Raw genomic sequence first — 13,849 nt, 5'->3', positions numbered from 1 at the left:
GGTGGGGTCTCCCGCACGGTGGGGGGCTCCTCTCCGAGGCGCTCGGCTAGGTGCTGGTGCCGACGGTCTGCTTCTGCCACGAACGCTGGAAGGCATACCGGGCCGCCTCCACCTCGTGCCGCTGGTCGGCGTGGAGCACGCCGAGCGCGTACGCGGTCGCCGGGGCGATCCTCGGTGTGCGGGCCGCCTGAGCGGCGGCGGCAGCGGCCTCCGCCGCGTCGCGGTGCCGGTCGAGGGCCTCGCCGGCGGCGAGCAGCCGTGCGTCGACGGGGACGTGGTCGCCGTTGTGCAGCACCTCCAGGGCGTACCGGTGCAGGCGCAGCAGCAGCCGGACCTGGTGCCAGGGGGTGTCCTGCGGGTGCGGGGCGGGGTCCGGGGAGAGGCCGTGCACCAGGGCTTCCGCGTTGTAGGGGTGGCCCGCGGTGACGAGGGGGAGCGCGGCGACGGCGTCCGTGAGGCGTTCCTCGGCGGCGGCCGCGAAGGACCGCAGGCCGGCGTCCACGGCGGCGGGCGCGAGCGGGACCTCGCTGGCGAGCACGGCCACCTGGTCCGCGACGGCGTGGAAACGGGAGCTGCCCAGGGCCTGGAGGGCGGCGGAGTGCGCGCGGGTGCGGGCGAGGTTCAGCTGCCGGTCGAGCAGGGCGCCGGCCTTCACCGCCCCGACGGTGAGATGGGCGCGGTCGGGGAGCGGGGGGTGGGGGGAGGTGAGGGTGGCTGCTGCCGTGACGGCGGTGACCGTGGCCGTGGGGCGGGCCGGGCTCGTGGGGGTGGGGGCGCCGGCGGGCGCCGCCTCGGTCAGGTCTGCGGGATGCCGTGCCGGGGCCGACGACGGCACAGGGGGTGTGGGGGGCGTCGGGGACGTGCCCGAGAGGCGGTGGAGGGCCAGGAGGAGGCGCTCCAGGCGGGCTTCGCAGGCGTGTTCCTGCGCCAGCGTGCCCGACAGCCAGGAGAGTTCGGGGCGGATCTGCTCCGACCAGCCGGGATCGAGGAGCGGACGGAAGGTGTGCAGGGTGCCGCTGATGCGGCGGGCGGCGCGGCGCAGGGCGCGCGCCGCGTCGGGCGAGTGCCCTGCTCCTCCCGTGCGTGGCTGCGCACGGCCGGCGGCGCCCCCGCCGCCGTACGGTGCGCCGCCGCTCTCCTGGTGCAGGCGCAGGGCGCGGAGGAACTCCACGGCCTGCGCCCGGAGGTAGCCCGTCAGGGCGTCCTCCGTGCCGGGCGCGGCCGTGGAGTCCGTCAGTTCATGGTGTCGCTGTGCCACGCCGGCGCCTCCGGGCGTCTATGAGCATCTCCTGGACGTTGCGCAGGGGCTGGCCGTCCGCGTCGGTCGAGTGGCGGGTCCACTCGCCGTCCGGGCCCAGGTGCCAGGACGCGGTCCCGTCCGACATGCCGGTCTCCAGCATCCGGTTGAGCGCGGCCCGGTGAGCCGGGTCGGTGACCCTGACCAGCGCCTCGATACGGCGGTCGAGGTTGCGGTGCATCATGTCGGCGCTGCCGAACCACACCTCGGGCTCGCCGCCGTTGCCGAAGGCGAACACCCGGGAGTGCTCGAGGAAGCGGCCGAGGATCGAGCGGACGCGGATGTTGTCCGACAGGCCGGGCACCCCGGGCCGTACCGCGCAGATGCCGCGCACCCAGACGTCGACCGGCACGCCCGCCTGGGACGCCCGGTAGAGGGCGTCGATGATCGCCTCGTCCACCATGGAGTTGACCTTGATGCGGACGTACGCGGGCCGTCCGGCGCGGTGGTGCTGGATCTCCTTGGTGATCCGGGAGACCAGCCCGTCGCGCAGCGACTTGGGGGCGACGAGCAGTCGGCGGTAGGTCTCGCGGCGGGAGTAGCCGGAGAGCCGGTTGAACAGGTCGGAGAGGTCCGCGCCGACCTGCTGGTCGGCGGTGAGCAGGCCGAGGTCCTCGTACAGCCGGGCCGTCTTCGGGTGGTAGTTGCCGGTGCCGACGTGGCTGTAGCGCCGTAGCGTCTCACCCTCCTGGCGGACCACCAGGGACAGCTTGCAGTGCGTCTTCAGGCCGACCAGGCCGTAGACGACGTGACAGCCGGCCTCCTCCAGTTTGCGCGCCCACTTGATGTTGGCGTGCTCGTCGAAGCGGGCCTTGATCTCCACCAGGACGAGGACCTGCTTGCCGGACTCGGCGGCGTCGATGAGGGCGTCGACTATCGGGGAGTCGCCGGAGGTCCGGTACAGGGTCTGCTTGATCGCGAGGACGTCCGGGTCGGCGGCGGCCTGCTCCAGGAAGGCCTGCACGGAGGTGGAGAAGCTGTCGTAGGGGTGATGCAGGAGCACGTCCCGGTTGCGCAGCGCGCCGAAGATGTCCGGCGGGCTCGCGGACTCCACCTCGGCGAGGTCGCGGTGGGTGCCGGCGATGAACTTCTTGTACTTCAGTTCGGGCCGGTCGAGGCCGTGGATGCGGAAGAGGCCGGTGAGGTCCAGCGGGCCGGGCAGCGGGTAGACCTCCGCCTCGCTGATCTTCAGCTCGCGGACGAGGAGGTCCAGGACCTCGCGGTCGATGGACTCCTCCACCTCCAGGCGCACCGGCGGCCCGAAACGGCGCCGCATGAGTTCCTTCTCCAGCGCCTGGAGCAGGTTCTCGGCGTCGTCCTCCTCGACCTCGAGGTCCTCGTTGCGGGTGAGGCGGAAGGCGTGGTGCTCCAGCACCTCCATGCCCGGGAACAGCTCCTCCAGGTGCGCGCCGATGACGTCCTCGATGGGGACGTAGCGGCCGGGGGAGCTCTCCAGGAAGCGGGACAGCAGCGGCGGCACCTTCACACGCGCGAAGTGCTTGTGGCCGCTGACAGGGTTGCGGACGACGACCGCGAGGTTGAGCGAGAGACCCGAGATGTACGGGAAGGGGTGCGCCGGGTCGACCGCGAGGGGGGTCAGGACCGGGAAGATCTGGTGCCGGAACAGCGTGAAGAGGCGGGCGCCCTCCTTCTCCGTCAGCTCGCTCCAGCGGACCAGGTGGATGCCCTCCTCCGCGAGGGCGGGCGCGATGTCCTCGTGGTATGTCGCGGCGTGCCGGGCCATCAGTTCGCGCGAGCGCGCCCAGATCATCTCCAGCACCTCGCGCGGCTGGAGGCCGGAGGCGGAGCGGGTGGCCACGCCGGTGGCGATACGGCGCTTGAGACCGGCCACCCGGACCATGAAGAACTCGTCGAGGTTGCTCGCGAAGATGGCGAGGAAGTTCGCCCGCTCCAGCAGCGGCGTGTTCGGGTCCTCGGCGAGTTCCAGAACGCGCTCGTTGAACGCGAGCCAGCTGCGCTCCCGGTCGAGGAAGCGCCCCTGAGGCAACAGGGCCCCGTCGGCCTGTGCCTCTTCGTAGGCGTCGAGATCGGCGTCGATGTCGCGTTCCAGGTCGGAGACCGCGGCGGCCACCGTGTGCGGGCGGTGCGCGGCTATGGAACCGACGGACGGCTGCTCGTGCTGTGCCTGGGTGTTCTGCCTCATGAACCCATTGTTCCGCGTCAGAGCCGGGACAGGCGCGTCGGAACGGACGGCGGGGGGCGCGATGTCACTTCCGCTGGGGCTTGTGCGGTGGCTTCCGTGGAGGGGGAGCACCTCGGGGGGCCGCGACGACTCGGAGCGCGGCGCCGGCGCGGGCACGACGGGTTCCATTGCCCGAGCCTCGCAAGCCTGTCTGAACCGACGGTTACGGAGACATGGCGTACGGGATATCTGGGGGCGGCTCGCGGGGGTGGGGTGGGTGGGACTGGGTTTGTCTTACGGGGCTGTCTTGCGGGGGGTGGGCCGGTGTGTCGGGCGGGGGCTGGTGTCGAGCGGGTGGGGTGTGCCGGTGCCGGGCGGCTCGGGTGGGCCGGTGTCCGACGGTTCGGGTGGGCCCGGTGTCGGACGGTCGGGCCGGGCTGCCGGAGGCCGTCGGGCCGGTGCGGTTCCGGGGTGCCGGCCGGCGTGGGCCGGTGGCGGAAAAATTCGCGGGCCGGGGCGTGAACCGATCGGCGGGGCTCGACCGATGAGGGGATGTGAGCGAAACGAGAAGCGACGGGGAGCTGCTGCGGGCCATCGCGGCAGACGGGGACCGTCACGCCTTCGAGGAGCTGTACCGGCGGTACGCGCCGTGGCTGACCGCGCGCATGCGCGGCCGCTGCGCCGACGCCGGGATAGTCGACGACGTCGTCCAGGAGACGTTCCTCGCAGTGTGGCGGGGCGCCGCCCGCTACCGGGAGGAGGGTCCTTCCGGGGACGCGGCCGGCTGGCTGTGGCGCATCGGCGCCCGCCGGCTGGTGGACGCCATGCGGGGCGACGGCGCGCGCGGGCGGCTTCGGCAGGCGCTGTCCAAGCTGCGCCACCGCGACGAGGCGTCGGCGGAGGAGCGCGTGCTCGCGGGGGTGGAGCACGGAGATCTCGCCGGGGCCCTCACCCGTCTCTCCCCGGAGCTGCGGGCGGTCCTCCAGGCCACCGTCATCGACGGACTCACCACGCGGGAGGCGGCCGTGCTGCTCGGCATCCCCGCAGGCACGGTCAAGACGCGGGCACAGCGGGCCCGCAAGCAACTGCGGGAGGCGCTGGCATGACATGGCATGTGGCGGAAGACGATATTCGCGCGTACGCGACCGGTGAGCTGGCGCCGCCCCTGCTCTGGTCCGCCGACACGCACCTCGCGGGGTGCGGGGAGTGCCGGTCCCGGCTGAGAGCGGCCGTCGACCCCGTCGCGCTGGACGCGGGCTGGGAGCGGCTGGACGCCGAGCTGGACGCACCGCGGCCGGGGCTGTTCGAGCGGCTGCTGGTGCGGCTCGGCGTGGCCGACCACACCGCCCGGCTGCTCAGCGCGACGCCGGTGCTGCGCCGCTCCTGGCTGCTTGCCGTGATGTCCTTGCTGGTCATAACGGTCCTCGCGGTGCACACGGTGGACCGTCCCGCCCTGTTCCTCGCGCTCGCGCCGCTGCTGCCGCTCGCCGGGGTCGCCCTGTCCTACGGGCCGGGCCTCGACCCGACGTTCGAGATGGCCGTCGTCGCCCCGATGCACGGCTTCCGGCTGCTGATGATCCGGACGGTCGCGGTGCTGACCACGGGCCTGGCCTTCAACGGCCTGGCGACGCTCGCCCTGCCGGGGTACGGACTGCTGGCCCTGACCTGGCTGCTGCCGGCGCTCGCGCTCACCGCCACGGGGCTGGCGCTGACCCCGAGACTGGGGCCGGTCCTGGCGCCCGCCCTGGTCGCCGGCTCCTGGGTGACCCTGCTGGTGGTGGCGGAGCAGTACAGCCGGGAGACGCTCGCGCCCTTCACGGTGTACGGGCAGTCGGCCGCGGCGGCGGTCGCCGTCCTCGCCGGCCTGCTGCTCCACCAGAGCCGTGACCGCTTCGACGCCCGTCCCCTCGGCGGCTTCCCCGGCGGAGGCGCCGAATGACACCGCGCCCGGCCGAAGCCCACGTGCCCGCGTGGGACCCCGCCCAAGCGTTGCCCCGCACACAGGCCCCGGCGCACGCCCCTCAGCCCCGCCCGCGCCCTCAGATTCCCTCCCCGTTCCGCGACCGGACCTCCAGGAGCTCCGCATGACCACCGTCCCGGCCACGCCGGCCGCCACGCCCTCCGTGCCCTCCGCCACCGTGACGGCCACCGGTCTCTCCCTGCGCTACGGCGGCACGCACGCCCTCGACGGCGTATCCCTGCGGCTCACCCGGGGCGTCACCGGGCTGCTCGGTCCGAACGGCGCGGGCAAGACCACTCTGTTGCGGGTGCTGGCGACGGCGCTGCCGCCCGACCGAGGCGAGTTCACGGCCCTGGGCCACGATCCCCGCACGACGGCCGGTCGCGTGGACCTGCGTCGCGCGCTCGGCTATCTGCCGCAGAGCCCCGGCTTCCACCCGGACTTCACGGCCTTCGACTTCGTCGACTACGTGGCGATCCTCAAGGAGCTGACCGACCGCGCCGCCCGGCACCGCGAGGTGCGGCGCGTCCTGGAGGCCGTCGACCTCTCCCATGTGCGCAGCAAGCGCATCAAGCGGCTGTCCGGAGGCATGCGGCAGCGTGTGGCGCTGGCCGCCGCGCTCGTCGGCGACCCCGGCTTCCTCGTCCTGGACGAGCCGACCGTCGGGCTGGACCCGGAACAGCGCATGAGATTCCGGGAACTGATCGCCGCGGCCGGCGAGGGGCGCACGGTGCTGTTGTCCACGCATCAGACGGAGGACGTGGCGATGCTGTGCCACCGGGTCCTGGTACTCGCCCACGGCCGGATCCGCTTCGAGGGCACCCCGGCCGAGCTCACCGCCCGTGCCGCGGGCCGGGTCTGGAGCAGCCCCGAGCGCGACCCGGGTGCCCTGGCCGGCTGGCGCACCGGCGCCGGCTCCTTCCGCAACGTCGGCGATCCGCCCGAAGGCGCCGACCTCCTCGAACCCACCCTGGAGGACGGCTATCTGCTCGTCCTCGACGGCACGGACCGGGAGGTGCGGGCATGAGCGTCACGGCCGACCCGGCCGGCGGCGGCACCGCCACCCACCCCGGACCGCCGCACGCCCGGCCGCCGTACTCCGGCCGCCGCCGGGCCGGCGCGGTCCTCGCCCTGGCCCGCTTCGAGACCCGCGAACTGCTGCTGCAGATTCCGGTGCTGGTCTTCCTCGCGCTCTACGCCGGTGTCGTCGCCGTGCAGCTGATGCACTACGACGGCATGGACGACTACCCCGTCCTCCACACCGTCGACCGCGACACGCAGTCGGCGCCCCTGCTGCTCGCCCTCGCGCTGCTGGTCTGCACCAATGCGGCCGCCTTGCGCTCCCGCAAGCACGGCACGGTCCAGCAGTTCGACACGCTTGCGATGGAGCCCTGGCGGCGCGATCTCGCCCATCTGCTGTCGGTGCTGCCGTTCGCGGCACTCACGGCGGTCGCCGTCGGCGTCCGCTTCGCCCGGGAGGCGCTCAAGCCCGGCGCGATCGGGCACGGCTCGCTCGGTGAGCTGGCCGTGGGCCCCCTGACCGTCCTGCTGGCCGGTGTCCTCGGTGTCGTGCTGGCCAGGGTCGTGCCCACGCCGTTCGCGCCCATACTGTTCGTGGTCGCCGCGTACCTGCTCGTCGTCATCGCCTCCGCCGCGGCCGGGGCCGACGGCGAGGGGCTGGGCCGGCTGTCACCGGTCCTGTTCTCCGGCAACGCAGGCGGCGACCCGGTCCCCGCCGATCTGCTGGGCCGGCCCGCCGGCTGGCACGCCCTCTACGTCCTGGGCCTGTGCGCCGTGCTGGCCTGTGCGGCGCTGCTGCGGTCCGGTGGTCGCAGCGGCGCACTCAAGGCGGTCACCGCCCTCGCCCTGGCGGCCACGGTGGCGGGAGCGCTCGGCCAGGCCCTGCGCGACACGGCGGCGCTGGAGGCAGCCCGGCGGACGGCGTCCACGTCACCGCAGAAGGTCCAGACGTGCACCACGGCCGGCGGTTCGACGTACTGCTCCTTCCCCGACTGGGAGAACGTGCGTGACGACTGGGCCGAGGTCGTCGAGAGGGTGCGGTCCTCCGCCGGTGGGACAGCCGCGGACACCTCGCTGACCGTACGGCAGCGCATAGACGCCACCGGGGACATCGAGGCGGACACCACGCTGACCCCCTCCGGCACGCCGGGCGAGGTGACGGTCGGCACCCGCTGGGGCGGCAACCGCGTCCCCGAGTTCCCGGTGGGGGTCGCCACGGTGCTCGTCGCGGGCACGGAGGGCGCGACGATGCACGGCCTGTGCGGCGCGCGCGGGATCACCGTCATGTGGCTGGTCCTGGCCGCCGATCCCACTCCCCGGGCGACCTTCAGAAACGTGCGCCTGGACGACAGCGACAGCGGCCCGGCACAGGTGCTGGCCCCCACGGAGGGCCTGTCCCTGACGGAGCAGCAGACGACGGTCATTCAGGAACTCCTGGCCCGCCCAGGAGCGGAGATCTCACCCCGGGTGAAGGCGAACTGGCGGAAGCTGACGTCCGCCCAGACCACCACGGCCGAGGCGGCGGAGCTGCTGGGCGTCGCCGCGCCGAAGGGAGCCGAGCAGTGCGAGGAGTAGGAAGAGCGAGGCGAGGGGCGGTCGGTGGGGAGAGGGCGGGCCGGCCCGAGAGGCGCACGATTGTCATCCGGGACCAGCTCCGGGCTCTCCTGCCACCCGTGTGGCGGTCCCTCCCCCGGCGGGCGCCGGCAGCGGCGGGCGGCACGGGACTGCTGCTCGCGGCGAGCACACGCTGGCCGGCCGAGGCGCCGGGCGAGGAGGGCGGGCTGATGCTGCTGCGGCTCATCGCCCTGACCGGCGCGGTCGGGCTGGCGTTCCTGCTGGACGACCCCGCCCGTCACACCACCGCGACGACCCCGCTGGGCCGCCCGCTGAGAGCCGGCCTGCGCCTGGCCATGGCCGCGCCGCTCGCGGCGCTGTGGTGGACGGCGGTCCTGCTCGCCGTCCCCGCGTCCGCCCGCCCACCGCTCGGGCCGGTCACTCTGGAGGCAGCGGCCACGGCTGTCGCCGCCGTCGCCCTCGCCTCGGCCGCGATCCGCTTCTCCGACCGGGCCGAAGTGGGCAAGGGCACGGCACTGTGCCTCGGCGCGGCCGCTGTGCTCACGGCGCTCGTCCCGGCGCGCTGGGGCCTGTTGGCGCTGCCCGGTCAGTCGTGGTGGGAGGAGACGCAGACGCGGTGGGCGGCGGTGCTGGCAGTGATGCTGGCGTCGGCGGCCCTGTGCACGCCGGAGCCGTTGAGACGCCGGTGAAAGGCTCACCATGCAGGGCGCGTTCAGGGGCGCCCGGCGCTCCGGGAGACCTGCTGCGCTCTCAGGTCTCCGTGCGGTACATGAGGTCCGTCTCATGGGTGACGAATCCCAGCCGCTCGTAGACCGAGACCGCCGCCTTGTTGTCGGCGTCGACGTACAGCATCGCCGTGGGCAGGCCCTGCCCCGCGAGATGGCGGAGGCCGATCGTGGTGAGGGACTTGCCGAGCCCCCCGCCCTGCGCGCCGGGCGCCACACCGAGGACGTACACCTCGCCGAGCTGTTCCTCGGCGTGGACCTTCGTCCAGTGGAAGCCGACGAGCCGCTCGCCCTGGAAGGCGAGGAAGAAGCCCGCCGGGTCGAACCACGGCTCGGACTGGCGGTCGTCGAGGTCGCGCTGGGTGAGCGAGCCCTGCTCGGGATGGTGGGCGAACGCGGCGGAGTTGACGGCGAGCCACGCGCCGTCGTCCTGCCCGGGGACGAAGGTCCGGATGTGCACGCCCTCGGGCAGCACCGGGTCGGGCAGGTCCAGGCCGGTCAAAGGCCTTCGCATCTGCCGCAGTTCGCGGAAGAGGGTCAGTCCGAGGACCTGGGCGAGGTGCCGGGCGGCGGGGTGGCCGCCGTGGGCCCAGACGCGCAGTCGCTTGCCGGAGGCGGCGAGGAGGGCGGAGCCGAGCGCGCGGCCGTGCCCGTGCCCGCGGTGGGAGGGGTGGACGACGAGTTCGGAGGCCGGTGCTTCGACGGGGTCGGTGTCCTCCAACTGGGCGTAGCCGACGAGTTCGTCGCCGACGGTGAGCAGCAGATGACAGACGCCGTCCCGGGGGCCGCCGCGCAACTGCAGCCGGCCCTGCTCGGACACAGCCTGCTGGCCGTCGTTCCGGGCGGCCTCCGCGAGCAGGTCGAGGACGGCCTCGGTCTGCTTGGGGGAGAGCGCGGAATGGGTCTCGATGGATCGGGAGCCGTAGGTCCGTGCGGCGTCGTCGCTGGTCATGCGTACGAGGGTAAGGGGTTCTCATCGGCGTGCCGGGGAAAAGCGACGGCGACGGGGAGAGCGTGGGCGAACGTGCTGCGGAATGCGGGTCGAGGACGGGAACCAGCCAAGCCGAGGAGAGGGCGAGAGCCGGCCGAAGGCAGGGGCATGGCCAGGGCCGCGGGCAAAGGGAAATCAGGATGTGACCTGAACCCCCTGTCGCGCTACGCGCGTTGACCTTAGGCTGCGGCCCGACGGGGCCGCTTGTCTCCGGGGTCCGAGGACCCCTCATACGCCTCTCAGGGCCGCCCGGCCCGGAGGACCCCGACACCATCGCCGACACACAGGGGGGCGCATGCCAGCCACTTCCCAGTCGTATCCGAGCCGCAGACGCCGTACGTCCCGTCTGGTCGCCGCGGCCGCCGCTCTCGCCACCGCCGGCGCCCTGGCCGCGGCGATGCCGGCCGACGCCCACGACGCCAAGGCCTCCGGCAAGCAGGACGACCGCTACCAGGACGTCCAGCTGCTGTCCTTCAACGACCTGCACGGCAACCTGGAACCGCCGTCCGGCTCCTCCGGCCGGGTCACGGAGGTCCAGGCGGACGGCACCACGAAGACGATCGACGCGGGCGGCGTCGAGTACCTCGCCACGCACCTGCGCGAGGCGCGCAAGGGCAACCGCTACTCCATCACCGCGGCCGGCGGCGACATGGTCGGCGCCTCCCCGCTGATCTCGGGCCTGTTCCACGACGAGCCCACCATCGAGGCGCTGAACAAGCTTCAGCTGGACGTCACCTCCGTCGGCAACCACGAGTTCGACGAGGGCGCGAAGGAACTCCGCCGGCTGCAGAAGGGCGGCTGTCACCCGACCGACGGCTGCTACACGGACGAGAGGTTCCAGGGCGCCGACTTCCCCTACCTCGCGGCGAACGTGCAGGACGAGAAGACCGGCAACCCGATCCTGAAGCCGTACTGGGTGTGGAAGGAGCACGGCGTCAAGATCGGCTTCATCGGCGTGACCCTGGAGGACACGCCGGGCGTGGTCTCCGCCGAGGGCGTCAAGGGCCTGAAGTTCACGGACGAGGTCGAGACGATCAACAAGTACGCCAAGGAGCTGCAGAGCCAGGGCGTGAAGTCGATCGTGGCGCTGATCCACGAGGGCGGCCTGCCGGCCTCCACCGCGTACAACTACAACTGCGACTCGCCGGGCGCGGGCGACGGGATCTCCGGCCCCATCGTCGACATCGCGGAGAACGTCACGCCCGAGGTGGACGCGCTGGTGACGGGTCACACCCACGCCGCGTACGCGTGCACGATCAACGACCCGGCGGGCCGGCCGCGGACCGTCACCTCGGCCGCGTCCTTCGGCCGCCTCTACACGGACACCACGCTGACCTACGACCGTGTCACGGGTGACATCGCCCGCACGGCGGTCAAGTCCGCGAACCACGTGGTCACCCGGACGGTCCCCAAGGCCCCCGACATGACCGAGCTGATCTCCAAGTGGAACACCCTGGCGGCCCCCATCGGCAACCGCCCGATCGGCTACGTCTCCGGTGACGTCCCCAACACGGGCACCGAGTCCCCGATGGGCGACCTCATCGCTGACGCGCAGCTCTGGTACGGCAAGAAGCTCGACGCCGACACCGACCTGGCGCTGATGAACCCCGGCGGCGTCCGGGCGGGCATCACCTACGCGGCCAAGGGCGCGGAGGGCGACGGCGTGGTGACGTACGCCGAGGGCTTCACCGTGCAGCCGTTCTCCAACACCGTGAACCTGCAGAACTTCACCGGCGCCCAGCTGATCCAGGTGCTCAAGGAGCAGGTGAGCGGCTCGAACGCGAGCGCGCCGAAGATCCTCCAGCCGTCCGCCAACCTGACGTACACGCTGGACCTGACGAAGACCGGCGCCGACCGGGTCGTCACGGACTCCATCAGGCTGAACGGCGCGCCCATCGACCCGGCCGCCGGCTACCGCGTCGCCACCAACAGCTTCCTCGCGGGCGGCGGCGACGGCTTCCCCACGCTGGGCCTCGGCACCGGTGACGTCGTCGGCGCCGACGACCTGACGGCTCTCGAGCAGTACATGACCGCCAACTCCTCGGCCACGAACCCGATCGCGCCCCCGGCCGCGACCCGGATCACCATCGTGAAGTAGCCCGAGGCCGGTCGACCGGCAAGCACACGGGGCCTGTTCCGTACGCGATGCGCGTACGGAACAGGCCCCACCCGTCTCTTCGGCCCCGCTCAGCCCTGGGTCAGCAGCAGGCGGATCGAACCGTCGGCGTTCTCCTTGCGCCAGGGGTACTCGCAGACCATCTTCTCGACCGGCTCGGGCGCCTCGACGTACGTGCGCTCGGGGTAGGCCTGGCACCTGTGCCGGTCGGCGTACTTGGGGCAGGCGCCGTCGGGCTTGCGGAACTGGTGGGCCTGCCAGGCGAGCGTGCCCGCGAGCTTCTCGCCCGGCGCGGTCGGCAGGTACTGGTTGCTGAAGAACGAGCCGATCATGCCGCCGGCGAGCGCCAGCGCGAGCAGCGCGCCCACGGCGGTGAACTGCCGCTGCCCGCGCGTCGTCCCGCCCGGCAGGGCACGCACCAGCGGCTTGAGCTTTCGCACCGCGAACACGCAGGCCAGCACCGTCAGCGCGGTGAGCGTCACCTGGATCACGATCATGGTGCGGGGGAAGAGCTGGACCTGCTGGTCCGCCTCCATGTGCCCGGCCAGCCAGAACCGGATGAACCAGGCGCTCGCGAAGCAGGCGAGCGGCGCGACGACCACGGCCTTGCGCAGCCCGAGGGCGACGGCGACGCCGAGTCCGATCAGGACGATCACGGCGTAGGTGTGCAGTCCGGCGAACTCCCCGAAGCCCGGGTACTCGCCGGGTTCGTCCCAGGCCCGGCTGCTGAGCGGGGTGGTGCCGATGTAGGCGGGCTCGGTGAGGGTGTAGCCGGAGCACCACTGGTCGCGGGTGCCGGTCGCGCCGAGCAGCACCCGCAGATACGGGCCCGCGACGAGCAGGAACCCGGCCAGCGAACCGCCGAGGAAGAGGAGACCTCGCAGCCGTCCGGTCTGCCAGGGGTAGAAGAAGAGGACGGCGACGAGCACGCCGGGCAGGGACCACACGTGCCAGCCGGAGTAGACGAGGAAGAGCAGCCCGAAGACGACGCCCAGGAACGCGCCGCGCCCCGCGGTCCCGCGGGTGGTGAAGCGGGGCGAGGCGCGCAGCCACAGCAGCAGCTTCGCGATGAGCGGCACGAGGGCGACGAGGACGAAGGGGCTGTACGGCTTGTGCGGCAGCGTCTGCTGGAGCGCGGGCAGCAGGCCGACGGCGAGCGCCGGCAGCGGCCGCAGGCACGACCGCCAGGCGAGGTAGGCGACCGGCCCGGTCAGCGCGACGAACGCGATGAACAGCCACTTCAACCCGAAGGCCGGCTGCCCGCCCAGGAATCCGGCCTTGGCCGCGTACCCGAGTATGTAGGGCACGGCAGGCGGATAGAACGCGTCCATCGAGCCGGTGTGCAGGATCTCTTCCGCCCAGCCGAGGATGCGGTTGTTGTCGCCGTAGGGTCCGTTGAGGGGCCAGGGGGTCCCGCGCAGGGCGAACACCTGACCCGCGCCGATGAATCCGGTGCTCAGCCCCGCGACGGCCGCGGCTGCGAGCCGGACCGTGACCGCCCGCACCCGCTCGCTCCCGCGCACGGTCGCCCAGCCCACCACGGCGAGGACCACCAACACGAGCAGCGCGAGCCGGAACTGAAGGTTCGACAGCCCGCTGACCTGCCCCACCCGAGTGACCGGGCTGTTGGCGACTGTCACACCCCAGTACGTGAACCCCAACGCCATCGCCACGGCGACCACGCACTCGGCGACAGCCGGCCACCAACGACGGGCGAGCGCCCGCGAACGCTCCTTGACCGCACGGCGACCGGCCGACGCTGTCGCGTCCCGTTCGGCCTCAGAGGCCTCATCGACCTGGGACGGCACGGCCGTCTCCACGGACGGGGATGTCTTCAACTGTGTCTCCATGATGAGCGGCCGGGCAGGGGACATCAGCCGCCGCGAACGTGAAAAGCCGGGCCCCGGCGAAGCGCGGGCCATCGGGGCCGTCAGAGATGAGGGCCCCCAAGAGAGATGACGGCAAATCAGGCTCCCCGGGTTCCCCTCATGCCCCACCCGAACGTCAGCCGTCGTCCTGATT

General features: G+C 72.8%; 10 protein-coding genes. 6 read left to right on the top strand and 4 right to left on the bottom strand.

The window, feature by feature from the left end; genetic code table 11:
* Positions 1 to 46: 46 nt before the first annotated feature.
* Positions 47 to 1,258: a CHAD domain-containing protein gene (locus tag ACIOC0_RS15390; RefSeq protein ID WP_402155478.1), complete on the bottom strand. Its 1,212-nt coding sequence runs from the start codon at positions 1,256 to 1,258 to the stop codon at positions 47 to 49.
* Positions 1,239 to 3,461, bottom strand: coding sequence for an RNA degradosome polyphosphate kinase (locus ACIOC0_RS15385; protein WP_402155477.1), 2,223 nt, complete (start codon positions 3,459 to 3,461; stop codon positions 1,239 to 1,241). Before ACIOC0_RS15385 ends, ACIOC0_RS15390 begins: the two co-directional genes overlap by 20 nt.
* Before the next feature lie 533 nt (positions 3,462 to 3,994).
* Between ACIOC0_RS15385 and ACIOC0_RS15380 the strand changes: the two genes are divergently transcribed.
* The 5 genes from ACIOC0_RS15380 to ACIOC0_RS15360 all read left to right on the top strand — a co-directional run bounded on the left by ACIOC0_RS15380 (position 3,995) and on the right by ACIOC0_RS15360 (position 8,684).
* A complete protein-coding gene (locus tag ACIOC0_RS15380) occupies positions 3,995 to 4,546 on the top strand; it encodes an RNA polymerase sigma factor (RefSeq protein WP_130441786.1) in 552 nt (183 codons plus the stop codon).
* Complete coding sequence (locus tag ACIOC0_RS15375; protein ID WP_402155476.1) at positions 4,543 to 5,379, top strand: zf-HC2 domain-containing protein; 837 nt, start codon at positions 4,543 to 4,545, stop codon at positions 5,377 to 5,379. The genes ACIOC0_RS15380 and ACIOC0_RS15375 overlap by 4 nt, the downstream gene beginning before the upstream one ends.
* Before the next feature lie 145 nt (positions 5,380 to 5,524).
* A complete protein-coding gene (locus tag ACIOC0_RS15370; protein WP_402155475.1) occupies positions 5,525 to 6,427 on the top strand; it encodes an ABC transporter ATP-binding protein in 903 nt (300 codons plus the stop codon).
* Positions 6,424 to 7,995 carry an ABC transporter permease gene (locus ACIOC0_RS15365; RefSeq protein ID WP_402155474.1) on the top strand — a complete coding sequence of 524 codons (1,572 nt, stop codon included), beginning with the start codon at positions 6,424 to 6,426 and terminating at the stop codon, positions 7,993 to 7,995. Before ACIOC0_RS15370 ends, ACIOC0_RS15365 begins: the two co-directional genes overlap by 4 nt.
* A 98-nt stretch (positions 7,996 to 8,093) precedes the next feature.
* Positions 8,094 to 8,684: an ABC transporter gene (locus ACIOC0_RS15360; RefSeq protein WP_402155473.1), complete on the top strand. Its 591-nt coding sequence runs from the start codon at positions 8,094 to 8,096 to the stop codon at positions 8,682 to 8,684.
* Between the two features lie 61 nt (positions 8,685 to 8,745).
* Here ACIOC0_RS15360 and mshD read toward each other — a convergent pair whose 3' ends face one another.
* Positions 8,746 to 9,672: a mycothiol synthase gene (mshD, locus tag ACIOC0_RS15355; RefSeq protein ID WP_402155472.1), complete on the bottom strand. Its 927-nt coding sequence runs from the start codon at positions 9,670 to 9,672 to the stop codon at positions 8,746 to 8,748.
* 334 nt (positions 9,673 to 10,006) lie between these two features.
* On the opposite strand from mshD, the gene ACIOC0_RS15350 reads away from it, so the two are divergent.
* The gene (locus ACIOC0_RS15350) at positions 10,007 to 11,809 is read left to right on the top strand and encodes a bifunctional metallophosphatase/5'-nucleotidase (protein ID WP_402155471.1); all 1,803 of its coding nucleotides are present in this window, start codon (positions 10,007 to 10,009) and stop codon (positions 11,807 to 11,809) included.
* Between the two features lie 89 nt (positions 11,810 to 11,898).
* On the opposite strand, the gene ACIOC0_RS15345 is transcribed toward ACIOC0_RS15350, so the two are convergent.
* A complete protein-coding gene (locus ACIOC0_RS15345; protein ID WP_402155470.1) occupies positions 11,899 to 13,665 on the bottom strand; it encodes a hypothetical protein in 1,767 nt (588 codons plus the stop codon).
* Between the last annotated feature and the right edge of the window lie 184 nt (positions 13,666 to 13,849).

Origin of the sequence: Streptomyces sp. NPDC088254 (assembly GCF_044740925.1) — a bacterium.
GTDB lineage: Bacteria > Actinomycetota > Actinomycetes > Streptomycetales > Streptomycetaceae > Streptomyces.
Note: the sequence above shows the minus strand (reverse complement) of the source record. Positions and strands in the feature narration are given on the sequence as shown.

What these genes read in the sequence shown, in the direction of transcription:
- ACIOC0_RS15385 (WP_402155477.1), bottom strand. Translation starts at nt 3,461, where the DNA reads ATGAGGCAGAACACCCAGGCACAGCACGAGCAGCCGTCCGTCGGTTCC.
- ACIOC0_RS15375 (WP_402155476.1), top strand. Translation starts at nt 4,543, where the DNA reads ATGACATGGCATGTGGCGGAAGACGATATTCGCGCGTACGCGACCGGT.
- ACIOC0_RS15370 (WP_402155475.1), top strand. Translation starts at nt 5,525, where the DNA reads ATGACCACCGTCCCGGCCACGCCGGCCGCCACGCCCTCCGTGCCCTCC.
- ACIOC0_RS15365 (WP_402155474.1), top strand. Translation starts at nt 6,424, where the DNA reads ATGAGCGTCACGGCCGACCCGGCCGGCGGCGGCACCGCCACCCACCCC.
- mshD (WP_402155472.1), bottom strand. Translation starts at nt 9,672, where the DNA reads ATGACCAGCGACGACGCCGCACGGACCTACGGCTCCCGATCCATCGAG.
- ACIOC0_RS15350 (WP_402155471.1), top strand. Translation starts at nt 10,007, where the DNA reads ATGCCAGCCACTTCCCAGTCGTATCCGAGCCGCAGACGCCGTACGTCC.